This is a genomic window from Streptomyces sp. 71268 (genome assembly GCF_029392895.1).
GTDB lineage: Bacteria > Actinomycetota > Actinomycetes > Streptomycetales > Streptomycetaceae > Streptomyces.
The window spans coordinates 7,566,981-7,592,320 of sequence record NZ_CP114200.1 but is presented as its reverse complement, the minus strand read 5'-3'; the positions used below and the strand labels follow the sequence as shown (position 1 = coordinate 7,592,320).

Sequence of the window (25,340 nt, the reverse complement as noted above, 5' to 3'; positions counted from 1 at the left end):
TAGCCCGCGGTGATCCCCCTGCTGAGGCCGGCCTCCCCGGCACCCTGCCGCCAACTCCCCGGAGCCGGCCATCGCATGAGCCCATGGGATGGGGGTGAGCACGGTCGCGGGGGCGCGTGCGCGAGATCGCCACCGCGTCCCGGGGAGGGTGGCCCTCCGCATCACGTCCGTCGTCCGGGCTGTTGAACTCACGTGGTGCGGGCGGCACAGTCGAACCGCTACGGAGCGCTGAGCTCTCCCGCCTCATTCGTCGAGAGGTTCTCCATGATTGCAAGCCTGTCCCTGCCGCGAATCCTGCGCGTCGGCCGCGGCGCCGCCGGCGAGTTGGGCGACGTCATCACCGGGCTCGGTCTGAGTCGCCCGCTCGTCGTGACGGACGGGTTCCTGGTCGGGACGGGCGCGGTCGAGCGCCTGACGGGGCCGCTGCGAGCCGCTGGGCTGCACCCTTACGTCTTCTCCGGCACGGTGCCCGACCCGACGACCGAGTCCCTGACCCCGGGGTTGAAGGCGTTGCGCGAGCACGAGGCGGACGTGGTGGTCGGGTTCGGCGGTGGCAGCCCGATGGACACCGCCAAGGCGCTGGCCCTCCTCGGCGTCCAGGGTGGCTCGATGCGCGACCACAAGGCCCCGCGCGTCAACCACGGGCCCGCCCTACCGGTGATCGCCGTGCCCACCACGGCCGGCAGTGGGTCGGAAGCGACCCAGTTCACCATCATCACCGACAGCGCCAACGACGAGAAGATGCTCTGCATGGGCCCAGCGTTCCTGCCGCTCGCCGCCATCGTCGACGTGGAGCTGACCATATCGATGCCGCCCCGGCTGACCGCCGACACCGGCATCGACGCACTCACCCACGCGGTCGAGGCGTACGTGAGCCGCAAGGCCAACCCCTTCTCGGACGGTCTCGCGCTCACCGCGATCACGACCATCGGCCGCCATCTGCGGCGCGTCTACGCGGACGGCTCCGACATCGAGTCCCGCGAGGCCATGATGCTCGCCGCCACCCAGGCCGGTATCGCCTTCTCCAACTCCAGTGTGGCGCTCGTGCACGGCATGAGCCGCCCGATCGGCGCCCACTTCCACGTCGCCCACGGCCTGTCGAACGCCATGCTGTTCCCCGCGGTGACCGCCTTCTCGGTGTCCTCGGCGCCGGGCCGGTACGCCGACTGCGCCCGCGCGCTCGGCGTCGCGAGCGACGCCGACGGTGACGTACGGGCCGCCGACAAGCTCGTCGACGCCCTGCGCACGCTCTGCCACGACCTGGACGTGCCCACCCCGCGCGGCTACGGCATCGACCGGGACACCTGGACCAGCCTGACCCCCCTCATGGCCGAGCAGGCCCTCGCCTCCGGCTCCCCCAACAACAACCCCGCCGTGCCCACCGCCGAGGAGATCCAGAGCCTGTACGCCCAGATCTACGGCTGACGCCCAGCACCCGTGACAGCGCGCGTGGGGGCTGTGCGCGGCTCCCACGCGCGCGGCGTCGCCGGTGCGACAGCCGGCGGGGCCCCGACCTTCACCCGCGTGGAAGGCGCGACCCTTCGAAGTGGCCTGCCAGGTCGGCGAGTTCCAGGCTCCGCCTGATGCCGGCGTGGTCACTCCGGGGTGCGCCATGGCCAGCGGCGCGGGGGCGTGGCCCAGGTGCTGACGTGGTCGTGGGGTCGCCGACCCGGTTGGCTAGGCTCACCACCAGGTCGTGTCGGGCAGCGTCGGTCGCCGCGCGTCGCGTGGTTCGTTGGCTGAGCGCCTGCCTGTCGTGGCGGACCCGGTCGGCGCGGTGCCCGCCGGGAGGTAGGCGGTCGCGCCGGGGCCGGGTGGCGGAGGCCGCCCGTCGCGACGCCGAACCGACTTCGTTCCTGGAGACGACATGAGCAGCGCCCTTCTCGTGATGGACGTCCAACAGGCCATCGTGAACATCGCCGACGACGGTTCCGGGTACCTGCCCCGGGTGCGCAGGGCGATCGACGCGGCGCGGGCCGCGGGGATACCCGTGATCTACGTGGTCATCGCGTTCCGCCCGGGCTTCCCCGAAGTCGGCACGCGCAACAGGGCGCTGGCCGCCATCGCCGATGCCGGTCTCTACGTCGAGGGCGCCCCGGGCACCGAGATCCACCCGGCGCTCGCGCCCCGGCCGGGCGAGGTGGTGGTCACCAAGAGGCGGGCGAGCGCGTTCTCGGGCAGCGATCTCGATGTCGTACTCAGAGCCCGCGGCATCGACCGGCTCGTGCTCAGCGGCATCGCCACCAGCGCCGTCGTGCTGTCCACCCTGTGCCAGGCCAACGACCTGGACTACGGCCTCACGGTCCTGTCCGACGGCTGTCTCGACCTCGATCCGGAGTTGCACCGGGTCCTGGTCGAGCGGCTGTTCCCGCAGTGGGCGGACGTCGTCACCGTCGACGAGTGGACCACGGCCATCGCGAAGCAGTGACCCTGGGCGCCCGTGCCGAGCGCCGGTCCCGGGTGTGGGCTCAGGTCGCGGGGCCGGCGGCGGCGCGCACGGCGTGGTGGACCGCGCGTGCCAGACGCGCGCCCCACAGGGAGCGCGGGCCGGCGAAGGCGTGGGGCTCGGTGTCGGGTCGCGGGGAGCGGGCGGCGACGCACACGGCGTCGGTGGGGGTGCCGGAACAGTCGTAGCCGGCGTCGATGAGGGCCTGCACCTTGGCCTCGGTGGCGGTCGCCACCGCGTTGACCAGCGCCGCGTCGGTCAGCGCCGCGGGTACGGCCACCACGATGTTGATCGTGCCGGGGCGCGCGGGCGTGGGTGTGCCGGGGTCCGGAGAGGCCGCCCACCCTCGTACGCCCAGGCCCGTGGTGGCGATCGCCGCCACGCCACCGTCGTGGGCGCGTCCGTACGCCCGGACGTCGGCGGCCGTCATCAGCCCCACGCCGGGCCCGTGGACGCCGGCGGCGCGGGCCAGGTCGGCGAGGTGCCGCTCGGGGTCGGTACGGCGGTAGCCGTGGGAGACCTGGGCGTTGAGGACCCAGGCCCGTTCCCCGATGCCGCCGCCGAGCACCGAGCTGCTGATCATCCGCCAGCCCGGGCCGGCCCGCCACAGCAGGCTGGCCAACTCCTCGCCGTCCTCGTCGCGGACGAGTCGCCGCACCCGCAGCGGCTCGGGGGCGGTACGGGACGGTGGGACGACGGCGGTCACCTGGGGGTCGCTCCTTGTGAGGCTGGGACCGGGTGATCGTACGCCCCCACGGCCCAGCCATCGGCCCGGGCCCTCCCGCACGCGGGCGTGGACCGCCGGCTGGGTGGCCCGGGGCTGCTCAGCCGGCCCATCGGCCGGTGAGGAAGGTCAGGGCGAAGACGGTCGTCACGGGTGCGACGAGACAGACGTAGGCGGTTTTGAAGCGGGGCACGCGTATGCTCCACGCGGCCAGGGCCACCCACAGCGGCCACCACAGGAGGGTGGCGCGCGGTATGGACATGTACCAGTACGACGTGCCGAGGGCCCACAGGTTGAGCGCCACGTACGTGGCCTCGGCCCAGTGCCGGCGCAGCACCAGCAACCCGAGGAGGAGCAGCCCGACCACCATGGCGACCAGCTCGGCCTGGAACATCAGGCTGTAGCCGGTGGTGGAGTGGGCGGGGGTGAAGGCGGCCTGCCAGGTGTGGGCCCAGGCGTCCCAGGGGGCGTGGAAGTCGCGGCGCCAGCCGCGTTCCTGGGCGTGCTGCCAGGCCATCCAGTCGCCGGTCCGCGCCTGCAGGTACCAGGTGTAGAGGGCCACGGGCAGCACGGGCAGCGCCAGCCACGGCAGGGAGCGCCACCTCGCGCGGGCGCGGGCCGTCAGGAGGAACTGCACGACGATGGCGGCGGCGAGGAAGAGTCCCGTGACCCGCACGGTGGTGGCCAGCGCGGTCAGGACGGCGGCCAGGGCCCAGCGGTCGCGTTGGGCGGCGAGCCACGCGGGCAGCGCGAAGGCGAGGAAGAGGGCTTCGCTGTAGCCGACGGCCAGGAAGATCGCGCACGGCGAGAGCAGCAGGAACAGGACCGTACGGCGTCCCGCGTCCGCGTGCGACAGGCGCGACCGGGCTATGCGGGCCAGCGCCACGACGGCGACGGCCCCGGCGACGAAGGAGATCAGCAACCCGGACGCGCCCCAACTCGGCACCACCCAGTGCACGGCGCGCAGCAGGAGCGGCAGGCCGGGGAAGAACGCCTCCCGGTTGTCTCCGGCGCCCACCTCACCGGCCGGCTCCGCGGGGAAGTAACCGTCGCGGGCCACCTTGAGGAAGTGGCCCCAGTCCCACTGCTGGAACGGGGCGAGCACGGGGCCGGCGTCGTGGGAGCGGGCGTCGGACGGGAACGCCCACCGGGCGCAGTAGGCCGTGGTCCACACGCCTATTCGGGTCAGCAGGTACAGCCACAGCACCTCGCGGTCGGCCGCGCCCAGCCGCTGCCACCAGGTCACCGGCCAACGGCGCGGGCCGGACGCGCGTCCCGAGGCGCTTGGGGAGGCGGACTGTTCGGCGGGCTCGGAAGGCGGGTCCGTGGGGGAACTGGCGGACGTGGCGGAGGACTCGGGCGCGGGTTCCGCGTCGGGCGACCGGGTAGGCGAAGGCGGCATGCGGGGCTCTCTGGGGTGGGGAGGGCGTGCGGGCGACTCCCGGTGGCGCGCGGCCACGGAAGTGGGGGCTTGGGTACGGGACGGGCGGGGCGGCTCAGCGCGCCGCGTCGCCCGTTTCGTGTCTCGGCGGGTGGTTCGGCGGCAGGGTCGCGGAGGCATCGGCGCGATGGGTGCCGTCCGGTGGGGACGGGCCGTCGGAGCTGTCCGCCGTGCTCCCGCCCGACGGTGCCCTCGGGGGTGGCGCGGTGGTGCGTGCGCCGCCTCGTGTGTGGGGGGCCGTCGAGCCGCCCGGGAGGTGTGTCGCCTCGCGGGTCGCCGGTGGGTGGGTCGGCGGTGGCGTGGTCGTGGGTGACGGCGTGATCGTGGGCGACGGCGTGGGGGCGGGTGAGGGTGGGCGGGTGGCCGGCCCGGTCGGAGCGGCCGGAGAGGGCCCGCCCGGCAGCCACGCCGCCGTGGCCGCGGTCCCGCAGCTGAGGACCAGGCAGGCGCCGGCCGCCAGGGCGGCGACGCGCAGCCGGTGCGCGCGTCGGCCTCGCGCGCGCACGTGGGCGACCGGCGCCGTGCGCGCACGGGCCTGCCCTGCGGCGGCTGCCTGCTGGAAGAGGGTCCGCAACGGGTCGTCTGGCTCAGGCACCGGGGGCCTCCTTGATACGCGGGTCCTGCAGGTGGTGAGCGAGAGCGGCCCGGCCGCGGGCCAGGTGGGTCTTGACGGTGCTGGCGGACACGCCCGTCTCCCGGGCGATCTGCTCGACGGTGAGGTCGCACAGGTAGTGCAGCGTCAGGCTCCGGCGCTGCTGGGCCGGCAGCTCGCGCATGGCGTCGACCAGCACGATCTGCTCGGGGCTCGGCCCCTCGACATGGGGTGGCGGCGCGCTACGGTGCCGCCAGGCAACGGCCGAACGCCGCCGGACGCGCCAGCGGCTCACCGCCAGCCGCCAGGCGACGGTACGTATCCACGCCTCGGGCTGCCCCGCGCTGTCGAGTTGCCGGCGCCGGCCCCACCCCTTGACGAAAGCTTCCTGCACAACGTCCTCCGCCTCGTGCAGATCGCCCAGCATCACGTAGAGCTGCCCCGTGAGACGCGCGACCGTCTGGGCGTAGAACTCTTCGAACTCCTCGACGGTCAACAGCCACTCCCGGGTCTCTCGCTTCACCGGGCATACGCCCGCCGTGGGGCGTCTGGTTGACACCACATACGAACGAACAACGTGACGGTCGTCACTACGCCGGAACGGACGGGCCGCTCGCGACACCGGGCGCGGGCGCGCCGCACGGCACGCGCCCGGTGCACATGGTCCCCCACCCGCCGGCCGTCCCCGCCGCCAGGGTGACCGGGGCCCGCTCGAAGACGCCGGGCGTCATCGCGTGTCCGGTCGGCTGTCGCCACGGGGCGGCAGGCGGCCCGTGAGCCCGGGAGTCAGCGCGAACGCGCAGCTCGGGAGCTATGCGACGGGCCGTCTCCGGCCAAGCCGGGTGGCGGGCGGCGCCAGCTCTCGGCGTCGCTACGCGAGAAACTGACTTGCCCGTCGGCTCGGGTGCGAGAAGACTCCCGGGCATGTCCCTCACTGCGCGTGATCTCGCCCTTACGTCCTTGCGGTGGATCGACGGCCATGCGGATGTCTGGCCCATCTTCCGGGATGCGCGGACGCTGGCGGCCGTCGTGGCCGAGTTGGCCGAGCCCTTCCGGAACGAGCGGCTCACGGCGGTGTGCGGGGTCGAGTCCCGTGGGTTCCTGTTGGGTGGGGCCGTGGCCGTGGAGCTCGGCGTCGGCTTCGTCGCCATCCGGAAGGACGGTGGCCTCTTCCCCGGGAACAAGGTCGTCCGCGAGAGCGAGCCCGACTACCGGGGGTTGCGCCACCGCCTGCGGGTCCAGCGGTCCTCACTGGGTGCGGCCGACCGCGTCCTCATGGTGGACGACTGGCTGGAAACCGGCAGCCAGGCCCGCGCCGTCCGGGAGGTGGTCGAGGAGTGCGGTGCCACCTGGATGGGATGCGCCGTCATCGTCGACGAACTCGCCGACGCGGCCCGCCCCCGACTCGGCACCGTGCACAGCCTGCTGCCCGCCCGCGACATCCCACCCTGCCCCGCCTGACGCCGACAGACTGGCCAGGACGTGCCGGCGGCGCCGCCCGCCGGCCGCAGGGTCCGCGACACCTCTTGTTCCGCGAGTTCCACGACACCGCCTGGTCGAACTCCGAGGTGCGGGCGGCGAGGCCGGGGACCGCGCTGTACAAGGAAGTTGCGCGAGATGCCTCGCGCGGAGGGCGAGGAGGAGGGCAGCCGGCGGCCCTGGTCTAGCTCCCGCCCTCGCGTCGCAGCCGCGCCGACAGGTGGTACTGAAGTGGCTGGCCGACCGCCGCGAGGTCGTGGACGAAGTCGAGCGTTCCCTCGTCGCTCAGCGTGTAGCGGCGGCGGGTGGCGGTGACCTCCTTGGCGGTGGGGGTGATGGCCACCTCATGCGTGCTGAGGTCGACCGCGCCGGTGCTGGCGTGGCCGACCAGGATCTCCGCGATGCCGGTGGGCTGGGTGATCAGCGCCTCCACCCGCCCCTCGGGTTGGAGCCGCCACCAACCACTCTCGCGAGCCGACGGCCGCAGCGGGGCGTCGTCCGCGTCGAGCAGCCAGGCGCGCGCCTCGTACCGGAGGAACGGCCGCCCGTCATGGCTGAAGGTGACTTCCTGCGCGTACGCGAACTCTTCGGCGAGCGTCGGGTAGCTACCGCGTCCCCGGCCGACCCAGGTGCCCAGGAAGCCGAGCAGTGGGGAGAGTTGGGCGTGCGGCGCGGGGGCGGCGTCCGGTCGCAGGGCGTCGGGGTACGGGTTCTGGTGGGCGGGGTCGAACATGGGTGCGCGCTCCTGGATCGAGGCCGGTACCGGTGGCGGTGCCGGGTGGCAGCCTAGGCCGTCGGGCCGGCGGCGGCGCGCAGCGGCGGGAGGCCGACTGGCTGGTTCCGGACCCGAGGCGCGGGGTGTCCGCACGGCCCGTCACGAGACGGGCATGAGTACGCGCGCCTCGCGAGATGAGTACCAGGACCGCCCCTTCGGGCATGTGGACGTGGTGGACTCGGCGCCATGCCTCAGGACACACCCCCTGTACCCGGCACCACGCCGTGGAAGGCGCCGCTGGCGGTCTCACTGGTCGGCCTGTCGCTCTTCGCCCTGGAGTACGCCTGGCTCTGGAGAAGCGCCAGCGGCGGGCTGGAGACGATCATGATCTTTGCCGCGGCCCTGTTCGCGATCGGCTGGGCCCTGCCCCCCCTTCGCTGCACGGCCTGCGCATGGGACTGCTCAGTTCCGCGCTGGTGTTCGCGGCGGTTCCCCTGGTACTGGTCGCGCTGCTGGGGTTGGCGATGGCCGCCGGGTGACACGGCGCAGTGGCCTCCGACGACGTGGCGTGAACCCGTACGCCGGCCCAACCGCCCAACGGCCCAACCGCCCAGCGACCCAGCGACCCAGCGACCCAGCGACCCAGCGGCAGATTGGCCCGTTGTGTCCTCACCTCGTCGCGGCCGGTGGTGGTACTCGTAGTGCGGGCGGTGCTTCGCCGCCCGCCTCGGCCCGCGTCGGCGAGGCTGGCCGCGTCCGTCATCGGGGGGACCAAGTGGTCTCGGCCCAACTCACCCATCTCCGCCACGTCGACCTGGCCGTACCCGACCTCGGCAGGCAGCTCGCGTTCTACACCGATGTCTGGGGTCTGACCCGTACCGCTGACGACACCGGTGTGGCCTTCCTCGCCGCCGAGGGGTCGCCGGAGCAGTACGTGGTCAGGCTGCGCGGGGCCAGGGAGAAACGGTTGGACCTGGTGGCCTTCGGGGTGGCCGCGCGGGTGGACGTCGACGTCCTGGCCGAGCGGCTGGCGGGCGACGGCGTGGTGCTGGTCAGCGAGCCCGGCGCGCTGTCCACCCCGGGCGGTGGCTACGGGTTCCGCTTCTTCGACGTGGACGGCCGCACCGTGGAGGTCTCGGCGGAGGTCGCGCCGCGCCGGCACCGGCGGATCGAGGCGCGGGAGCCCGTACCCGTGCGCCTGTCCCACGTGGTGTTCAACGCTCCCGACATCGCCCGCACCCGGGCGTGGTACGAGCGGCATCTGGGCCTCCGGCTCACCGACACCGTACGCTCACCGCGCGACGGCGACCTGATGCACTTCCTGCGGATCAACCCCCAACACCACTGTGTGGCGTTCTCCGGGGGCCCGCACACCTCGTTGCACCACGTCTCCTTCGAACTCCGGGGCGTGGACGAGTACCTGCGGGCCTCCGGCCGTGCCATCCGGGCGGGCGCTCACAAACTCTGGGGGCCCGGCCGGCATCTGACCGGTGACAACGCCTTCACGTACTTCCTCGACCCGCACGGCAACACCCTGGAGTACACCACCGCCATGGAGCAGGTGGACGAGGACACCTGGCACCCGCACGTCTACGACGCCTCGCGGGCGGAGGTCACCGACCAGTGGGGCACCTCCAACCCCTGGGACGAGCAGGTCGCCAAGGAGTCGCTCAACGACCCTGACGGTGGGTGCTTCGTCGCTCCCCCGCTGTGAGAACCCGCCTGCGAGAACCCGCCCGCCCCGAAGTCCGCCTGTCTTGAAGCCCACCCGGGGCTCGGGCCTGCGGGCCCGCCCGCCTACTCGTCCGAGGCGCGTGCCATCGGCGGGAGGCGGCGTCAGGCCGGTGTCAGGGGTTCGAGGGCCGCTATGTCCGCCAGCGACATGTTCATCCGCTGGTGGAGGAAGCGCACGATCGTCCAGTGCGGCAGCGCGCCCTCGTCGAACGGGCCGAACTCCCGGCAATACAGCGGGATCCAGCGCAGCGCCTCCTCCATCGCCTGCTCGCGGCCGGGGGCCTGTTGGTAGCTCTCGTAGGCGATGCTGCGGTGTTCGATGAAGAAGCGCCCCGGCAGCCGCTCCTCGCACAGCGCACGGTACTCGCGGGTCTGGAGGATCAGGTAGTGCCAGATCTCGTCGATGTCCTGCTCGACGGGGAGGAACAGTCCGCTGAGCTGCTCACGGTGGCGCGAGACGAGGTACAGGTACCGCAGGCACTCGGTGACCTGGCGTTCGACGTAGTCCGGCGCGGCGGCGGTCTTGTCGGTGAAGTGCGCCACCACCTCGGCGTGCAGATCCTCACCGAGCAGGACCCTGAGGTCGCCGGTCGATACGTACGGCTGTGTGGTCATGGTTCTCCCCTGCGCAGGGTCCGGGCCGGGTCGGCGGTCAGTGGTGGGTGGCGTGCGGCGGTCAGTGGTGGGTAGCGAGCCAGGCGTACTTGCCGGACTTCCCGATGGGCAGGTGCGCGCGGTGCTCTACCTGGCACCGGCGCCCGGTCAGGTCGCTGACGGAGTCCGCCAGGGCGTCGGCCTCGGCGGGTGGCAGGGCGTCGCCGTCGAAGGTCGTGTACCGCAGGTGGGCCTCCTCGTCGTCCGTGACCAGCAGTTGGTGGACGAAGACGCCGGGGGCGGTGGCGCTCACGCGGTCGCTCAGGTCGCCCTGGGCTATGGGGCCGGACCCTGGGGCGGCTGCCGCGCCGGGGGTGAGGAGTTCCTTCTCGCGACCGCAGAAACGGGCGATCCGGTGCGGGTCGGGGGTCCCGTCGAGCGTGCGGACGCAGTCCCCCGAGCGGTAGCGGATCAGCGGCATGTGCGGGTTGCGGACGCTCGACACGATGAGGCTGTACAGCTCGCTGCCCGGGGCCACCGGGAGGAGTTCGACGCTCATCTGGTCGAGGTGGGGGTGGTACCGGCCATGGCGGTCGCTGTAGTAGAGGTAGCCCAGCTCGGTGCTGCCGAACAGGTCGATGACCGGGCACGCGAAGTTCTCACACAGGAAGCGCCGGACGTTCGCCGGGGTGTACTCGTAGGCGTGGATGATGCTCGCGGGCTGCGGGAAGTCCTCCCACAGGCCCCACTGTCTGGCCTTGAGGACGAGGTGGGCCAGGTGGTAGCTGGAGCAGTCGAGGTGGTACCAGCCGCGCGGGTGGGTCGCTCGCGCCGAGCGGATCTCGCCCAGCATGCGCTCGACCTCGTCGCGCTCCCACAACGCCGGGTCGAGCCGCAGGTTGAGGTAGACGGTGCGGGCGTCGAGGCGCCGCTGCTCCAGCTCCGGGACCGCGTCCGGCTGTGTGCCGCGCTTCTTCGCGTTGACGCGCGCGACGTGCTCGGTCGCCAACACCGTGGTGAGCGAGACCCGTTGGCAGCCGGCTTCCCAGGTGGAGGCGATGTCCGGGTGCTCGCTCCACAGTTGGTAGTAGGAGTTGAGCAGGAAGTACGGGGGGCGGATGATCTGCATGCGGGCGTGGTTGGTGCCCGTGGACAGCACGTACTCCGCCTCGCCCGCCTCCAGGGCGGCGGCCAGGCGCGGCGTCATCCAGTTGTCCGGGAAGCCCCGCGCGATCTCGGGCTTTTCGAGGACGGGGAAGTGCCCCCGCTCGATCGACGTGCGGTAGATCGGTATGTCCTTGACCTGGTCGACGACTTCGGCCGTCGGCTGACCACGCATGTGCACCCTCTGTGCGCTAGGCGAAACGGAGATCCCCGGGGCGCCCCGGGCCGGAGGAGCCGGAAGAGGGCCGGGCGCCCGCGCGTACGCGCCCCCGGCCCGCTCCCGTGCCTCAGTCAGCGGCCGGTCAGGATATGCAACCGGCCTTGGGCGCCGCGCTGATGCAACCCGTCTTCGGGGCCGCGCTGATACACCCGTCCTTCGCGGCGGCGCCGGCCGAGTTCGCGGCGACCCAGTTCCGCCAGACGTCGTCCTGGGTCATCGCCTTGATCAACTTCTCCATCATGAACCTCCGAGGGGTGACATATGGGGTGGTGATCACGCGGGTTGTCGCGTCGTCAGACGGTAAAGTCGCCGCCAAGTCAGTGTCAAGCAATGGCAAAAGCCCCTGGTGGGAAACAGGACACGCGGCTCGCGTGAACGAGCTGTTTTCAGACAGGGCAGGCCCGGGGCATGGTCCGCGCGAGGCCGCCGCACCCCGCTGCCACGAAGGGTCCAGCGCGCTGGGGGCGGCGAGATGACCGGCCGAAAAGAGTGGCGAAAGATCGTCACGGGCACGGCGCGAAAGAGCGCCCGCCGACCATCGGTACGGGCCGACTCCCCGCCCCGCATGGCCGCTCGGCGCGCTCGGTGCCGCGTGTGGGGCCCGCACGCGCCCGCCAAGGTCGTCCGTCCCGCCCGTGTGGCACGATCGAAGCCGTGACCAGTACGCCCGCCGCCGCGCGGCACCTGAGCGACCTCGCCCGGCTGCGTCGCGTGCGCGACCGGATCGACCGGGAGTACGCGCAGCCGTTGGACGTGGACGCGCTCGCGCGCGGGGCGAACATGTCGGCCGGGCACCTCAGCCGCCAGTTCCGGCTCGCCTACGGGGAGTCACCGTACGCCTATCTGATGACGCGGCGCATCGAGCGGGCGATGACGCTGCTGCGGCGCGGCGACCTCAGCGTCACGGAGGTCTGTTTCGCGGTGGGCTGCGCCTCGCTGGGCACCTTCAGTACGCGCTTCACCGAGTTGGTGGGCATGCCGCCCAGCGCCTACCGGCGAGCGGCGGCCGACGCGACGGTGGGGATGTCTCCGTGCGTGGCGAAACAGGTGACCAGACCGGTCAGGAATCGAGAAGCGTCGGCCTAGTGCCAGGGCTAGCGTGATCGGCATGAGCGACCTCACCATTCACCACAGTTTCCTTCCGCACCTCGACGCGGAGGCGTCCCTGGCCTTCTACCGCGACACCCTCGGCTTCGAGGTGCGCAACGACGTCGGGTACAACGACATGCGCTGGATCACGGTCGGTCCGGCGGGCCAGCCCGACACCTCCATCGTGCTCCAGCCGCCGGCGCCGCCCGGCTGCGGCATCACGGACAGTGAGCGCGACACCATCGTGGAGATGATGGCCAAGGGCACCTTCGCCGCCGTCAACCTCGCCACCCCCGACCTCGACGCCACCTTCGAGCGGCTCCAGGCCAGCGACGCCGAGGTGGTCCAGGAGCCGACCGACCAGCCGTACGGGGTACGGGACTGCGCCTTCCGGGACCCCGCGGGCAACCTGATCCGCATCCAGGAACTGGCCGCCTGAGCCACCCCGTCATCGCGGGCCCGGTCCGCGCGGCCGGCTCGTACGGGGCCGGGCGGACCGGGGCCTGGCGGGCCCGAACGACACGTGGAGAGACGAGAGACGATGAGCACGACCCCGCGCAGGCGCGCGCCTGCGCCTGCGCCGGCGCCGCACGTTGCCGACGGCCACGACCTGATCCGCGTGCGGGGCGCCCGCGAGAACAACCTCAGGAACATCAGCGTCGAGATCCCGAAGCGCCGGCTGACGGCGTTCACCGGCGTCTCCGGCTCGGGGAAGAGTTCGTTGGTCTTCGCCACCATCGCCGCGGAGTCGCAGCGGATGATCAACGAGACGTACAGCGGTTTCGTGCAGGGGTTCATGCCCGCGATGGGCCGACCCGACGTGGACGTACTCGACGGGCTGACCGCCGCGATCATCGTCGACCAGCGGCCGATGGGTGCCGATCCGCGCTCCACCGTCGGCACCGCGACCGACACCCACGCCATGTTGCGCATCCTCTTCAGCCGGCTCGGCACGCCGCACGTCGGCTCGCCGCAGGCGTTCTCCTTCAACGTCGCGTCGGTGCGGGCCAGCGGCGCGTTCACGGTGGACCGCGGCGCCGAGAAGAGCACCACCGTCAAGCGGACCTTCACCCGCACCGGCGGCATGTGCACGCGCTGCGAGGGGCGCGGCGCGGTCTCCGACATCGACGTCAGCCAGCTCTACGACGACTCCAGGTCGCTCGCCGAAGGGGCGCTCACCATCCCCGGCTACAAGGCGGGCGGCTGGGGCTACCGGCTCTACCTCTCGTCGGGCTTCTTCGACCCGGACAAGCCGATCCGCCGGTACACGAAGAAGGAACGGCACGACCTCCTGCACCACGAGCCGGTCAGGATGAAGATCGAGGGCATCAACATGACGTACGAGGGGCTGGTCCCCCGGCTGCGGAAGTCGCTCCTCGCCAAGGACCGGGAGGCGATGCAGCCGCACATCCGGGCGTTCGTGGACCGGGCCGTCACCTTCGCCACCTGTCCCGAGTGCGACGGCACCCGGCTCAGCGAGGCGGCCAGGTCCTCGCGGATCAACGGCACGAACATCGCCGACGCGTGTGCCATGCAGATCAACGACCTGGCCGACTGGGTGCGTGGCCTGGACGAGCCGTCGGTGGCGCCGCTGCTGGCCTCGCTGCGCCACACCCTCGACTCGTTCGTGGAGATCGGCCTCGGCTACCTCTCGCTCGACCGGTCGGCGGGCACGCTGTCGGGCGGCGAGGCGCAGCGCGTCAAGATGGTGCGCCACCTCGGTTCCTCGCTCACGGACGTGACCTACGTCTTCGACGAGCCCACCATCGGCCTCCACCCGCACGACATCCAGCGGATGAACGCGTTGCTCCTGCGGCTGCGGGACAAGGGCAACACGGTGCTCGTCGTGGAGCACAAGCCGGAGACGATCCAGGTCGCCGACCACGTCGTGGACCTCGGGCCGGGCGCGGGCGCGGCGGGCGGCACCGTCTGTTTCGAGGGCACCTTCGAGGAGTTGCGGGCGAGCGACACCCGCACCGGTCGCCACCTCGACGACCGGGCCAGCCTCAAGGAGACGGTGCGCGAGCCCACCGGCACGCTGCCGATCCGCGGCGCGCGTACGCACAACCTGCGCGACGTCGACGTCGACATCCCGCTGGGTGTGCTCACCGTGGTCACCGGCGTCGCCGGGTCCGGCAAGAGCTCGCTGGTGCACGGGTCGATCCCGGCCCACGCGGGTGTGGTGTCGGTCGACCAGGCCCCGATCCGTGGCTCACGGCGGAGCAACCCGGCGACGTACACCGGTCTGCTCGACCCGATCCGCAAGGCGTTCGCGAAGGCCAACGGCGTACAGCCGGCCCTCTTCAGCGCCAACTCCGCCGGCGCCTGCCCCGGCTGTGACGGGGCCGGCGTCGTCTACACCGACCTGGCGATGATGGCCGGTGTCGCCACCGTCTGCGAGGAGTGCGAGGGCAGGCGGTTCGAGGCGTCGGTGCTCGACCACCACCTCGGCGGGCGCGACATCAGCGAGGTGCTCGCGATGTCGGTGGCCGAGGCCCGGGAGTTTCTCGGCGACCAGACGCGGGTCTCGGCGGACTCGGCTGGCAGGGCGAACCTCACGGCCGCGCGCCGCGTCCTGGGCCGGCTCGCCGACGTCGGGCTCGGCTACCTCACCCTCGGCCAGCCGCTGACCACGCTGTCCGGGGGCGAGCGGCAGCGGCTCAAGCTGGCCACCCACATGGGTGAGAAGGGCGGCGTGTACGTCCTCGACGAGCCGACCACCGGCCTGCACCTCGCCGACGTCCAGCAGCTTCTCGGCCTGCTCGACCGTCTCGTGGACGCCGGGAAGTCGGTCATCGTCGTCGAGCACCACCAGGCGGTCATGGCACACGCCGACTGGATCATCGACCTGGGCCCCGGGGCCGGCCACGACGGCGGCCGGATCGTCTTCGCCGGCACCCCCGCCGACCTGGTGGCCGCCCGGTCCACCGTCACCGGCGAACACCTGGCGGCGTACGTCGGCGCCTGACGGCGCCTGACGGCGGCGCGGGGTGGTCGGAGTAGCGTGGGGTTCCCCAGGCCGGCCACCCGTGTGGCCCCCGCGTCGGACGGGGCCGGCCGGCCCTCACCCGTGGCCGGCCGCCCGCGACGCGCCATGGCGTACGCCCCACAGCCGGCCAACGCCCGGCGCCCGGTCGGCGCCCAGCCCTCGTCCGGGAGCGGCCTCGCGCCGGGCGTTGGCCGGCGTCCCGCACCGCGTCGCTCGTCGATCTTGAGTAGGCTCAGCGCCCGGGAGAGCGCGGTTCGCGAACCGCCCCCCGTCCTGATCCTGTTGAGGAGAATCGTGCGCCTGACCATCGACCGACGCCTCACGCTCGGTGCCGCCGTACTCGCCGTCGTGGTGAGCGCGGTGCCGGCGACCGCCGCCGCCTACGCCCCGTCAGCCCCGGCCGCCCCGGCGGCCAAGACCGCCGCGCCCCCGCTGGCGGACTCGAACAGCAAGGCCATCACCGAGGCCCTGCGGAACACCCTCAAGGCCGGAGCACCCGGCGCCATGACCCGCTTCACCGGCCCGAACGGGACCCAGACGCACACCGAGGGGGTGCGGGACCGGAAGTCGGGGGCGCCCATGGACCCGCGTGCCCGCTTCCGCATCGGCAGCGTCACAAAGACGTTCTCCTCGGTCGTGCTGCTGCAACTGGTGGCCGAGGGCAAGGTCAAGCTGGACGCGCCGGTGACGAAGTACCTGCCCGGCGTGCTGCCCGACGACCGCATCACGATCCGCCACCTCCTCACCCACCGCAGCGGCCTGTCGGACTACACGAACGCGATGTTCGCCAAGACCGTCCCGGGCTTCGAGGCCGTGCGCAACCGGGTCTTCACCAACAAGGAGCTGGTCGACCTCTCGCTGCGCGAGCCCAGGACGACCGAGCCCGGTGGCGCGTACCGCTACTCGAACACCAACTTCGTGCTGGTCGGGATGGTCATCGAGAAGGTGACGAAGAACCCGGTGGCCAAGGAGTACGAGCGGCGCGTCATCAAGCCGCTGAAGCTCAAGGACACCTCGTACGTGCACCCCGCCACGGCCATCAAGGGCCTACACGTGCGCGGCTACCTGCACCCGGACGAGGCCGGCGCGCCGCTGGTCGACTCGACCGAGCAGACCGTGTCCTGGGCGCAGGCCGCGGGGGCGATGATCTCCAGCGAGGCCGACCTGAACACGTTCATGTCCGCGCTGCTGCGCGGCAAGCTGCTGCCGAGCAAGACGCTGAACGCCATGCTCACCGTGGTTCCGGCCGACGCGTCGGGCACCCGCTTCTACGGGCTCGGGCTGCGCCGCTACGACCTGTCGTGCGGCACCTCGGTCTACGGCCACACCGGCACCGTGCAGGGCTTCTACACGTACGCGTTCACCACCCGGGACGGCAAGCGCACGCTGTCGGCGATGGCGAACACCTCCAACCGGGGTTCGGCCAACACGGCGCTCGGCGGCAGCCTGGAGGCGGCGTTCTGCGGCAAGCAGCCCGCGTCGGCGGCCAAGCGCGGTCTGGCGGCGCCGCTCGGGGCCGAGGCGGACCTGCCGGAGAACCGCTGACGTTGACCCCACTCACCGGGCGCGGCACGGACCGCGGTGGGTGAGCGCTGACGTCGGCTTGTGCCAGGGCGGGGCCCGGGACGGATGGTTCGTCCCGGGCCCCGCCCGCGTGCTGTCCGCCGGTCGCCGAGGTGGGCGCCCGGCGGGCCGGACCGCTCGTGTCGCCTGGTCCAGTTGGCGGTGGGGCGGTTTAGGCGGCGGGCCACGGAGTGATCCATGGAACCGGACGCCGGAGCGGCCGACGCCGCCGGCCCACCCCCTTGGTCGGGTAGCACCGCCACGCGGGCCCGGGGCGGGCAGCCGTGGCTGGCCGGCACGAGAGTGTGGAGGTCTTCCGTGGAGTGGCAGGCGCGCACGGCCCGAGCAGCGCGGCGGCGCTGAGCGATGGTGGAGTTCGACCGCGGGCCGACGGCCCGGCTCGCCGAGTTGTTCGCCCAGGTGCCGGCGCCGCCGGACGCGTCGGCGTTCTGGGCCGACTGGGGCCCGGTCTTCTACCGTGGCCGGCTGGACGGCTCGGCCCGGGTGCTCGTCGTGGCCTCGGACCCGGGGCCCACCGAGCGGATCGCCGGCCGCGGCCTGGTCGGCGACGCCGGCCAGCGCGTGCAGGGCTTCCTCGGCAAGCTCGGCCTGACCCGCTCCTACGTCTGCCTCAACGCGTGGGCGTACGCCGTCCACCCCAAGCGGGCGCTCGCGATGCGGGACCGGCTGGAAGACGCGGAACAGCGGCGGTGGCGCAACGCGGTCTACGACCGGGCGACGGGCGACGCGCTCCAGGCCGTCCTGGTGTTGGGGTTCATGGCCCGGGAGGCGGTGCGCCTGTGGACGCCACGGCCCGACGTGCCGCTCGTGGACGCGCTGCACCCGTCCAACCCTGAGGCCGACGAGCTGCTGGAGTCCTGGCGCGCGGCCCTGGCGCGACTGCGTGCGATCGTCACGCCGGACGACGACGGGGACAACACCGGGCCCACCTACGGCACGGTGTTCGCCGAGTCCGACTACGCGGCCATCCCCCGCCGCGACCTGCCGTTCGGCGCGCCGGCCTTCCTCGGCGACGACGCCTGGGTCCGCGCCCTGCCGGGTGAGGCGCACAACGCCGTCAGCCGCCCGCGGCCGGACGACGAGCACACCCTGGTCTGGAAGGCGCCGCGCTGATGGCGCTCGTCCTCACCGGCACGGTCGTCACCTTCGACGAGGACCACCGGACCCTGGACCCCGGTGTCGTCTACGTCGGCGACGACGGCCACCTGGCCGCGGTGCGCTCCGTCACGCAGGACGCGCCAGCGGGGTTCGCCGCCGCGCCGCGGATCGACACCGGCGCGCTGATCCTGCCCGGCCTCATCGACCTGCACAACCACCTGACGTACAACACGCTGCCGCTGTGGGAGGCGCCCGGTGTGCCCTACCTCCACCACGACCGGTGGGTGGACGAGGACAGGCCGCCGGACTACTCCACCACGGTCACCTGGCCCGCGAAGGTGCTCGCGCGGGCCGCGCCCGAGGCGCTGATCAAGTACGTCGAGGTCAAGGCGCTGATCGGCGGGACCACCTCGATCCAGGGCGCGCCGGTGGCGACGCGGCCGGTGGACGGCTGGCTGCTGCGGATCATCGACAACGAGCGGCTGCCGGCGGGCCGCGACATGGTGATGACGGCGGCGCTGCAACTCGACGCGGAGGAGCTACGCGAGGTGCGGGCGCCGAAACTGGACGGGACGCGGCTGCTCATCTACCACGTCGCGGAGGGACGGACCGGGTCGATCGTGCGCCGGGAGTTCGAGGAGCTGGAGCCGTGCTGGCGGCCCGGGCTGATCGGCGTCCACGGCACCGCGCTGACCGGCGCGGACTTCGCGCGGTGGCAGGGCGCGGTGCGGGCGATCAACCCGGCGGAGCGGGCGACCCTCGTGTGGTCACCGTTCTCCAACTACTGGCTCTACCACGAGAGCACGGACGTGGTCGCGGCCGACCGGAAGGGGTTGCGCGTCGCGCTCGGCTCCGACTGGGCGCCGTCGGGGACCAAGCACGTGCTGGGTGAGCTCAAGGTCGCCGACGCCGTCAACCAGCACCGGCTCGGCGGGCGGTTCAGCGACCGGGAGCTGTGCGACATGGTCACCGCCAACCCGGGCGACGCGCTGGCCACGGCCTGGGGGCCACGGGTGGGACGGCTGGCCCGGGGCGCCGCCGCCGACCTGCTCGTCCTGGAGCGCCACGCCCCGGACGCGGACCCGTACCGCAACCTGATCGACGCGACCGAGCGGCACGTGCGGCTGGTGCTGGTGCGCGGCCGGCCGTTCTACGGCACGCCGGCGCTGATGACCGCCGCCGGGGCCACGCACACCGACCCGATCACGGTCGCCGGCCTGCGCCGCCGGGTCGCGGTGCGGCAGCCGGACCGGGCCGACGCCCAGTTGGACTGGCCCGGCGTGCGGCGCGCCCTGGAACGGGTGCGCGCCGACCCGGTGGCGGCCTGGCGCGCCGCGCAGGACGCGCTGGCCTCCTGGGGTGGGCCGCTGGACGACCCGGACGCGCCGCTGGTCCTCTTCGGCGACATGCCCGAGGGTGACGTGGGGGCGTTCGCCGCCGCCGGTGAGGTGCCGTCGGGTCTTGTCATCCCGCCGCTGGACACGCTCACCCACGACGCGGCCTACTTCGCCGCCGTGGCCCGTGGCGGCGTGCCCGAACTCCAACACCTCGCGGGGTACTACCGGTGAGCCGGGCGGTCGGCCAACCGGCCCGGACGCTGCCGGACTCGGTGGGCCTCGCGGAGTTCCTGCGGCGGGTGGAGGCCGACCCGCTGCCGCTCGCGGGGCGCTACCAACTGGTCTCCGCCGCCCGGGTGTTGCTCGACGAGCTGTACGTGCACCTGCCGCTGAAGCGGGCCATGCACGCCACCGATCCGGTGCAGCGGCTGCGCCTGCTGGAGCGGCGTCTCGCGCCGCTCAGCGAGTCCCAGTTCCACGCCGAGCTGGTGGACGTCTTCCGGGCGCTGCGCGACCTGCACACCGTCTACCAGCTCCCGGCGCCCTACCGTGGCCACGTGGCCACGCTGGGCTTCCTCGTCGAGCGGTACACGGACGCCGAGGGGGCGACGCACCACATCGTCTCCAAGATCGACCGTTCGCTGGTGCACGCGGGCTTCGACGTCGGCGCCGAACTGGAGTCCTGGAACGGCGTCCCGATCGAGCGGGCCGTCGAGCGCAACGCCGCCACCCAGGCGGGCTCCCACCTCGACGCGCGGCTGGCGCGCGGTCTCGAGTCGCTGACGCTGCGCCCGCTGCGTACCACTCCCCCGCCGGACGAGCTGGAGGTGCTGCTCGCCTACCGCACGCGCGGCGGGCGCCGCCGCGAGACACGCCTCCCGTGGCGGGTGTGCGCGGCCGAGCGGTACGCCGGGCGGGCCCAGGACCCGGTGCCCACGCTCGGCACGAGCCTGGGCATCGACGTCGGGAGCGAGACCGCGCGCCAGGTCAAGCGCGGCCTGTTCGCCCCGCCCCAGGCGCGGCGCTCGCCCCCGCGCTCGCCGCGCGGCGTGCTGGCCCACCGCACGCTGCGGCTGGGCGGTCGCTCGTACGGGTACCTGCGGCTGTTCTCGTTCAACGTGCCGGGCGCGCGCTCGTTCGCCGAGCAGGTGGCGCAGATCGCGGCGCGCGCGCCCGCGGCGGGGCTGGTCGTGGACGTGCGCGGCAACCCCGGGGGGCACGTCCCGGCCGCGGAGTCGGCGTTGCAGGTGCTGAGCGAACGGCCGGTCACGCCGGTGAGCTTCTCGCTGTCGACCACGCGCGGCGCGCTCACGCTCGCCCGGGCGCACGCCGACTTCCGTACCTGGAGCAGCTCGATCCAGGCGGCCGTGGAGACGGGCGAGGTGTACTCGCAGGGGTTTCCGCTGACCGACCCGCAGGCGCTCACCACCGGGCTGCCGCGCTACGCCGGTCCGAAGGTGCTCATCACCGACGCGCTGTCGTACTCGGCCGCCGACATCTTCGCCGCCGGCTTCCAGGACAACGCCCTCGGGCCTCTCCTGGGGACGGCGCGCCGCACCGGGGCCGGCGGAGCCAACGTGTGGACGCACGAGCTGCTGCGGGTCTGGCTGCCCGAACTCCTCGGCGACCTGCCGCGCGGCGCCGGGTTCCGCGTCGCGCTACGGCGGGCCACGCGGGCCCGGGGCAACGTCGACGTGCCGCTTGAGGACTTGGGCGTGCAGGCGGACGCGCTGCACGACCTGACCCGGCGCGACGTCACCGAGCACAACCAGGATCTGCTGGCGGCGGCCGTCGCCCTGCTGGACTGAGGACGGTGACGGCGGTGCCGGCGGTGTCACGGGCTATATCACACCCCCTCAGCACGCCGGGACTAACGGCCCTGACCTGCGGGTAGCGGCGTTTGCGATGCTGATGATCGAGAGGGCGCATCCCCGCCCTCGTTCACCGAACGCTATGGAGGCCGACCATGACTCGTCCGATCACCGTGGGAGTGGACGGCTCGCCCGAGAGCCAGGCGGCCGTCGACTGGGCGGCCGGCGAGGCGGTGCGCCACGGGGTGCCGCTGCGCGTGGTGCACGCCTGGCACTGGGAGCCGCTGTCGACGCCCGTGCCCAACAGCGGCGACGAGCAGGCCAAGTGGGCGCGGGAGCTGGTGCGCGAGACCGAGCGGCGGTTGGCCGACCGCCACCCTGGCCTGTCGATCGTCGCGGAGGTGCTGGACGCCGAGCCCGTGCCCGCCCTGGTGCGGGCGAACGAGGAGGCGCGGATGCTGGTCCTCGGCTCGCGCGGGCACGGCGCGCTGCTCGGCTTCCTGCTCGGCTCGCACGCCCAACAGGTGCTCGCCCGCGCCAGCCGGCCGGTCGTCTCGGTCCGCGCCCCCGAGGACGCGAAGGAGGGGTCGGCGGACGCGCCGGCGCAGACGACGGCGGCCCGGGAGGCCGCGGACGGCGAGGTCGTCGTGGGCCAACAGGGCTCGGCCGAGGACAGCGACGCGGTACTGCGCTTCGCGTTCGAGGCGGCCGCCGCGCGCGGGGTGCCGGTGCGCGCCGTACGGGCCTGGAGCCTGCCGCCCATCTACGCGTACACGCCCGGCTCCATGCGGCTCGCGGACGAGGCCGGTGGCCTTGAGCCGTACGAGAAGGAGCAGCTCGCCGAGGCGCTGGCGCCCTGGCGGGAGAAGTTCCCCGAGGTGCCGGTGGCCGAGCACGTGGAGATCGGCAGCGGTGGGCAGGTGCTGCTCTCGCAGACCGCGCGGGCCCAGTTGCTGGTGGTCGGGCGGCGGGTGCGGCGCTCCCCCATCGGCTCGCGCATCGGGTCGGTGGCGCACGCGGCGCTGCACCACGCGCGCTGCCCGGTCGCGGTCGTCCCGCACGACTGACCGCTCGCCCCACACGACCGAGCGGGCGTCCCGTACGAATGACCGGGCGGGTGGCACGCGTGGCCCCGTGACGGGCTGGGTCGCCCGTCACGGGGGCGCGGTCACATCGCCATGCCGCCGTCGACGCACACGACCTGGCCGGTGATGTACGAACTCTCGTCGCTGGCGAGGAAGGCGACCAGGTTGGCCACCTCCTCCGGGCGACCGAAGCGGCCCATGGGCACGGGGCCGAGGCGCTGGTTGTCGTCCTGCAGGTGCTCGGTCATGTCGGTGCTGATCAGGCCGGGCGCGACGGCGTTGCAGCGCACGTTGCGCTCGCCCAGCTCCTTGGCGATCGTCTTCGTCAGACCGATCAGGCCCGCCTTGGCCGAGGCGTAGTTGGCCTGTCCCGCGCTGCCGAAGACGCCGGCGACCGAGGATATGTTGATGATCGAGCCGCTGCGCCGGCGGATGAAGCCGAAGTAGCAGCTCTTGATGAAGTAGAACGCGCCCTTGAGGCTGGTGTTGAGGACCGCGTCGAAGTCCTCGTCCTTGATGGACACGGCGAGGCCGTCCCGGATGATGCCGGCGTTGTTGACCAGGACGTCGACCGGGCCCAGCTCGCCCGTGATGGCCTTCACGGTCTGGGTGACCTGTTCGGAGTCGGCCACGTCGCAGCGGTAGATCCGCGCCGTGGCGCCCAGGTCCTCGGCGTCCCGCAGGGTCTGCTTCGCGCTCGCCTCGTCGTTGGCGTAGACGATGGCGACCGTCGCGCCCCCCTTGGCCAGCCGCAGGACGGTGGCGCGCCCGAGGCCGCGGGAGCCGCCGGTGACGACGGCCACCTTGCCGCTGAGCGGGCCGCCGGGGTTGGCGTCCGGGGTGGCGGTCACGAGCGGGCCTCGTCGATGATGCGGACGATGTCGCCGATGCTCTGCGCGTCGGCGAACTTCACCATCGGCAGCGAGACCCCGGCCGCCTCCATGGTCTCGGTGATGATGTCGGCCCGGTCGATCGAGTTGGCGCCCAGGTCGCGCAGGCTGTCCTGCGGGGTGGCCGCGCTCACGTCAACCTCCGGGATGATCTCCGAGAAGACGGAAATCAGGGCCTTGAAGATCTCTTCCTGGGTCATGCTCTCTTCTCTCTCTCGCGCTGTTCGTATCGCGTGCCGCTGGCGCGGCAGGGCTGACGTGCCGCTGGCGCGGCGGGTTGGCGTGCCACCGGGTGTGGCTAGGCGCCGTAGCGGCTCAGGAGGAGTTCCTTGACCTCGGGCTGGTGGAAGGTGACCTCGTGCATCGCCAACTCCTGCTCGATCACCGCGGGAAGCTGCTCGCGCAACTCCCGGGCGAGGTGCTCCTTGAGCAGGACCAGGGAGCGCCGCGGCTTCTCCGCCAGGCTCTCGGCCAGTTCGAGGGCCGCCGCGAGGACGTCCTTGCGGGGCCGCACCGGGTAGGGCACGCCTCGCTCGGCCAACTCCGCGCCCCGGAAGGTGCGGCCGGTGAGCAGGAACTCCTGGGCCAGGGCCAGGCCCAGCTTCGCGGGGAAGACGCGGGTCGACCCGAAGCCGGGAGTGAAACCGTACTTCATGAAGTTCGCGGTGTAGATGCTCTCCCTGGACAAGATCACGAAGTCCGCGAACAGGCCCATGGACAGGCCGCCCCCGATGGCGTGGCCCTGCATGGCCGAGATGACCGGGATCGGGCATTCCAGCGGCAGCGAGTACGCGTTGGGCGTCCCCTCGTCCTTGGCCTGGAAGGTGGACTCCCCCGCGTGGATGTCGAGGAGGACCTCACGGGTGCCGCCCGAGCAGAAGAAGCTGCCGTAGCCGGTGAGGATGACCGCCTTGTACCGCTCGTCGGCCTGGACCCGCGTGAACGCCCGCCCGAGCCCGGCGAGCAGGTCGCCGGTGAAGGTGTTCTTGTTCTCCTGGTCGGCCATCGTGATCTGGGCGACCCCGGGGCGGGGTTCGGTCACGGTGACGACATCGGTCACACCCACTCGTACTCCCGGTGGAACTCGTTGACGCGCTTGAGGAAGAGCCGTCCCGTGCCCGAGACGGTGTCGAGCACCTCGGGGACGAGGTCGAGTCGCAGCTCCACGTTGCGGGTGCCGAACTCGATGACCTCGTTCTCCTTGGTCAGCCGCAGGTACTGCTCGATGCTCAGCTCGTACCGGTCGTCGAGCACCTTGCCGGTGCCCATGGCCCGCACCCGGTCCTGGCTGTCCTGGGTGACCACGCCGCTGTAGAACTCCGAGCAGCAGCCGGAGCCGTAGGAGAAGATGCCCACCCGCTTGGGCGTGCTGAAGTCGCCGTGGGCGATGGTGCCAAGCAGGTTGAGGAAGACGGTGCCGCCGAAGACGTTGCCCACCCGCTGGCAGTAGGAGAGCCCGGGCAGCACGCGGCGCTCGAAGTCGGCCTCGATGGCGGGGTTCTTCGCCTTGCACATGCGGCGCATCATCGTGCGGTGCGCGCCCTTGACCATGCCGCCGAAGGGGGTGTGGAAGGAGAGGTAGTCGAAGGTGGCGGCGTAGTCGACGCCCTCGACCTTGTCGGCGTACGCCCGGTAGGCCGCCTCGCAGCAGTCCAGGTAGGACATCAGCGACAGGTCGGCGTTGCCGGCCTCGCTGTCCGGCACGGGCCGGCAGGTGTCCATCACCTCGTACCCGTAGTAGCCGTTGGCGCCGACGTCCACGCTGAAGACGTGTGGGGTGTCGCTGACCAGGATGGCCATCGCCCCGGCGCCGCCGCTGGGTTCGGCGAACGACCAGTCCTCCTGGAGCGCCTCGCCGCCCTCGGTGGCCTTGAAGCGGGAGATGTCGGTGGTCACCACCAGGCCCTTGGCACCCGGGGAGACCTGGGAGAGGACGAAGTTGACGGCGTTCTGGAAGCCGGCGGTCCCCGCGTAGCAGGCGTTCTTGACCTCGAACAGCCGGCAGCCGCGGTTCAGTCCCAGGTAGTCGTGCACGTAGGTGCTGAGCGACTTGCCGAAGTCGATGCCGGACTCGGTGCAGGTGATCAGGACTTCGATGCTGTCCCGCTCCTCCTGGCTGAGCGCGTCCACGATCGGCTTGGCGGCGTTGACCGCGAAGGAGACCGGGTCCTCGAAGGGCAGGGCCACCGACTTCTCGTGCATGAGCAGGTTGGCGAACCGCTCGTTGTCCAGTCCCCGGTACTCGGCCAGGGTCTGTACGTCGAGGTAGGTCGAGCCGCCGTAGAAGTTGATGGCCTCGATACCGGCCGCGCGGGGTTGCATAGTGTCTCTCCTCGTGTTCATGGTCC

The 25,340-nt window shown here is 72.5% G+C and carries 23 protein-coding genes; 12 read left to right on the top strand and 11 right to left on the bottom strand.

Annotation, left to right across the window (positions count from 1 at the left end):
- Positions 1 to 264: 264 nt before the first annotated feature.
- On the top strand, positions 265 to 1,425 hold the full coding sequence (locus OYE22_RS30260) for an iron-containing alcohol dehydrogenase (protein ID WP_277323372.1): 1,161 nt from the start codon (positions 265 to 267) through the stop codon (positions 1,423 to 1,425).
- A 442-nt stretch (positions 1,426 to 1,867) separates the two neighbouring features.
- Positions 1,868 to 2,428 (top strand): cysteine hydrolase, encoded by a 561-nt coding sequence (locus tag OYE22_RS30255; protein ID WP_277323371.1) that lies wholly within the window; start codon positions 1,868 to 1,870, stop codon positions 2,426 to 2,428.
- A gap of 40 nt (positions 2,429 to 2,468) precedes the next feature.
- Here the strand turns inward: OYE22_RS30255 and OYE22_RS30250 are convergent, their stop codons facing one another.
- The 3 genes from OYE22_RS30250 to OYE22_RS30240 all read right to left on the bottom strand — a co-directional run bounded on the left by OYE22_RS30250 (position 2,469) and on the right by OYE22_RS30240 (position 5,726).
- Positions 2,469 to 3,152: an adenosylcobinamide amidohydrolase gene (locus tag OYE22_RS30250; RefSeq protein WP_277323370.1), complete on the bottom strand. Its 684-nt coding sequence runs from the start codon at positions 3,150 to 3,152 to the stop codon at positions 2,469 to 2,471.
- 118 nt (positions 3,153 to 3,270) lie between these two features.
- Positions 3,271 to 4,416 (bottom strand): mannosyltransferase family protein, encoded by a 1,146-nt coding sequence (locus tag OYE22_RS30245; RefSeq protein WP_277323369.1) that lies wholly within the window; start codon positions 4,414 to 4,416, stop codon positions 3,271 to 3,273.
- Positions 4,417 to 5,198: 782 nt separating this feature from the next.
- On the bottom strand, positions 5,199 to 5,726 hold the full coding sequence (locus tag OYE22_RS30240) for a SigE family RNA polymerase sigma factor (RefSeq protein WP_277323368.1): 528 nt from the start codon (positions 5,724 to 5,726) through the stop codon (positions 5,199 to 5,201).
- Positions 5,727 to 6,127: 401 nt separating this feature from the next.
- On the opposite strand from OYE22_RS30240, the gene OYE22_RS30235 reads away from it, so the two are divergent.
- Positions 6,128 to 6,664, top strand: a complete 537-nt coding sequence (locus tag OYE22_RS30235; protein WP_277323367.1) for a phosphoribosyltransferase family protein — start codon at positions 6,128 to 6,130, stop codon at positions 6,662 to 6,664.
- Positions 6,665 to 6,866: 202 nt separating this feature from the next.
- On the opposite strand, the gene OYE22_RS30230 is transcribed toward OYE22_RS30235, so the two are convergent.
- Positions 6,867 to 7,415 carry an FABP family protein gene (locus OYE22_RS30230; protein ID WP_277323366.1) on the bottom strand — a complete coding sequence of 183 codons (549 nt, stop codon included), beginning with the start codon at positions 7,413 to 7,415 and terminating at the stop codon, positions 6,867 to 6,869.
- A 757-nt stretch (positions 7,416 to 8,172) separates the two neighbouring features.
- On the opposite strand from OYE22_RS30230, the gene OYE22_RS30225 reads away from it, so the two are divergent.
- Positions 8,173 to 9,111: a VOC family protein gene (locus tag OYE22_RS30225; protein WP_277323365.1), complete on the top strand. Its 939-nt coding sequence runs from the start codon at positions 8,173 to 8,175 to the stop codon at positions 9,109 to 9,111.
- 122 nt (positions 9,112 to 9,233) lie between these two features.
- Here OYE22_RS30225 and OYE22_RS30220 read toward each other — a convergent pair whose 3' ends face one another.
- From OYE22_RS30220 to OYE22_RS30210, 3 genes are all read right to left on the bottom strand, one after another.
- Entirely contained in the window at positions 9,234 to 9,746 is a 513-nt protein-coding gene (locus tag OYE22_RS30220; protein ID WP_277323364.1) for a hypothetical protein, read from the bottom strand.
- A 61-nt stretch (positions 9,747 to 9,807) separates the two neighbouring features.
- Positions 9,808 to 11,064, bottom strand: coding sequence for a hypothetical protein (locus tag OYE22_RS30215; RefSeq protein WP_277323363.1), 1,257 nt, complete (start codon positions 11,062 to 11,064; stop codon positions 9,808 to 9,810).
- Positions 11,065 to 11,191: 127 nt separating this feature from the next.
- A complete protein-coding gene (locus OYE22_RS30210; RefSeq protein ID WP_277324447.1) occupies positions 11,192 to 11,350 on the bottom strand; it encodes a hypothetical protein in 159 nt (52 codons plus the stop codon).
- 413 nt (positions 11,351 to 11,763) lie between these two features.
- On the opposite strand from OYE22_RS30210, the gene OYE22_RS30205 reads away from it, so the two are divergent.
- The 8 genes from OYE22_RS30205 (at position 11,764) to OYE22_RS30170 (ending at position 22,084) form a co-directional block, all read left to right on the top strand.
- Positions 11,764 to 12,195 carry a helix-turn-helix transcriptional regulator gene (locus OYE22_RS30205; RefSeq protein ID WP_277323362.1) on the top strand — a complete coding sequence of 144 codons (432 nt, stop codon included), beginning with the start codon at positions 11,764 to 11,766 and terminating at the stop codon, positions 12,193 to 12,195.
- A gap of 22 nt (positions 12,196 to 12,217) precedes the next feature.
- On the top strand, positions 12,218 to 12,637 hold the full coding sequence (locus OYE22_RS30200) for a VOC family protein (RefSeq protein WP_277323361.1): 420 nt from the start codon (positions 12,218 to 12,220) through the stop codon (positions 12,635 to 12,637).
- 102 nt (positions 12,638 to 12,739) lie between these two features.
- Positions 12,740 to 15,166, top strand: coding sequence for an excinuclease ABC subunit UvrA (locus tag OYE22_RS30195; protein ID WP_277323360.1), 2,427 nt, complete (start codon positions 12,740 to 12,742; stop codon positions 15,164 to 15,166).
- A 315-nt stretch (positions 15,167 to 15,481) separates the two neighbouring features.
- A complete protein-coding gene (locus tag OYE22_RS30190; RefSeq protein WP_277323359.1) occupies positions 15,482 to 16,732 on the top strand; it encodes a serine hydrolase domain-containing protein in 1,251 nt (416 codons plus the stop codon).
- A gap of 384 nt (positions 16,733 to 17,116) precedes the next feature.
- Positions 17,117 to 17,884, top strand: a complete 768-nt coding sequence (locus OYE22_RS30185) for a hypothetical protein (protein WP_277323358.1) — start codon at positions 17,117 to 17,119, stop codon at positions 17,882 to 17,884.
- On the top strand, positions 17,884 to 19,437 hold the full coding sequence (locus tag OYE22_RS30180) for an amidohydrolase family protein (protein WP_277323357.1): 1,554 nt from the start codon (positions 17,884 to 17,886) through the stop codon (positions 19,435 to 19,437). The genes OYE22_RS30185 and OYE22_RS30180 overlap by 1 nt, the downstream gene beginning before the upstream one ends.
- Positions 19,434 to 21,014: a S41 family peptidase gene (locus tag OYE22_RS30175; protein WP_277323356.1), complete on the top strand. Its 1,581-nt coding sequence runs from the start codon at positions 19,434 to 19,436 to the stop codon at positions 21,012 to 21,014. The genes OYE22_RS30180 and OYE22_RS30175 overlap by 4 nt, the downstream gene beginning before the upstream one ends.
- A gap of 158 nt (positions 21,015 to 21,172) precedes the next feature.
- Positions 21,173 to 22,084: a universal stress protein gene (locus OYE22_RS30170; RefSeq protein WP_277323355.1), complete on the top strand. Its 912-nt coding sequence runs from the start codon at positions 21,173 to 21,175 to the stop codon at positions 22,082 to 22,084.
- Between the two features lie 101 nt (positions 22,085 to 22,185).
- On the opposite strand, the gene fabG is transcribed toward OYE22_RS30170, so the two are convergent.
- The 4 genes from fabG to OYE22_RS30150 form a co-directional block, all read right to left on the bottom strand.
- On the bottom strand, positions 22,186 to 22,953 hold the full coding sequence (gene fabG, locus OYE22_RS30165; RefSeq protein WP_277323354.1) for a 3-oxoacyl-[acyl-carrier-protein] reductase: 768 nt from the start codon (positions 22,951 to 22,953) through the stop codon (positions 22,186 to 22,188).
- A complete protein-coding gene (locus tag OYE22_RS30160) occupies positions 22,950 to 23,192 on the bottom strand; it encodes an acyl carrier protein (RefSeq protein ID WP_277323353.1) in 243 nt (80 codons plus the stop codon). The genes fabG and OYE22_RS30160 overlap by 4 nt, the downstream gene beginning before the upstream one ends.
- Before the next feature lie 98 nt (positions 23,193 to 23,290).
- A complete protein-coding gene (locus tag OYE22_RS30155; protein WP_277323352.1) occupies positions 23,291 to 24,052 on the bottom strand; it encodes a polyketide synthase in 762 nt (253 codons plus the stop codon).
- Positions 24,049 to 25,314 (bottom strand): hydroxymethylglutaryl-CoA synthase family protein, encoded by a 1,266-nt coding sequence (locus tag OYE22_RS30150; protein WP_277323351.1) that lies wholly within the window; start codon positions 25,312 to 25,314, stop codon positions 24,049 to 24,051. The genes OYE22_RS30155 and OYE22_RS30150 overlap by 4 nt, the downstream gene beginning before the upstream one ends.
- Between the last annotated feature and the right edge of the window lie 26 nt (positions 25,315 to 25,340).

Bases quoted from the DNA above. Each gene is read 5' to 3' on its own strand.
- OYE22_RS30260 (WP_277323372.1), top strand. From the start codon at position 265: ATGATTGCAAGCCTGTCCCTGCCGCGAATCCTGCGCGTCGGCCGCGGC.
- OYE22_RS30255 (WP_277323371.1), top strand. From the start codon at position 1,868: ATGAGCAGCGCCCTTCTCGTGATGGACGTCCAACAGGCCATCGTGAAC.
- OYE22_RS30235 (WP_277323367.1), top strand. From the start codon at position 6,128: ATGTCCCTCACTGCGCGTGATCTCGCCCTTACGTCCTTGCGGTGGATC.
- OYE22_RS30230 (WP_277323366.1), bottom strand. From the start codon at position 7,415: ATGTTCGACCCCGCCCACCAGAACCCGTACCCCGACGCCCTGCGACCG.
- OYE22_RS30220 (WP_277323364.1), bottom strand. From the start codon at position 9,746: ATGACCACACAGCCGTACGTATCGACCGGCGACCTCAGGGTCCTGCTC.
- OYE22_RS30215 (WP_277323363.1), bottom strand. From the start codon at position 11,064: ATGCGTGGTCAGCCGACGGCCGAAGTCGTCGACCAGGTCAAGGACATA.
- OYE22_RS30210 (WP_277324447.1), bottom strand. From the start codon at position 11,350: ATGATGGAGAAGTTGATCAAGGCGATGACCCAGGACGACGTCTGGCGG.
- OYE22_RS30200 (WP_277323361.1), top strand. From the start codon at position 12,218: ATGAGCGACCTCACCATTCACCACAGTTTCCTTCCGCACCTCGACGCG.
- OYE22_RS30195 (WP_277323360.1), top strand. From the start codon at position 12,740: ATGAGCACGACCCCGCGCAGGCGCGCGCCTGCGCCTGCGCCGGCGCCG.
- OYE22_RS30185 (WP_277323358.1), top strand. From the start codon at position 17,117: ATGGTGGAGTTCGACCGCGGGCCGACGGCCCGGCTCGCCGAGTTGTTC.
- OYE22_RS30180 (WP_277323357.1), top strand. From the start codon at position 17,884: ATGGCGCTCGTCCTCACCGGCACGGTCGTCACCTTCGACGAGGACCAC.
- OYE22_RS30170 (WP_277323355.1), top strand. From the start codon at position 21,173: ATGACTCGTCCGATCACCGTGGGAGTGGACGGCTCGCCCGAGAGCCAG.
- OYE22_RS30160 (WP_277323353.1), bottom strand. From the start codon at position 23,192: ATGACCCAGGAAGAGATCTTCAAGGCCCTGATTTCCGTCTTCTCGGAG.
- OYE22_RS30150 (WP_277323351.1), bottom strand. From the start codon at position 25,314: ATGCAACCCCGCGCGGCCGGTATCGAGGCCATCAACTTCTACGGCGGC.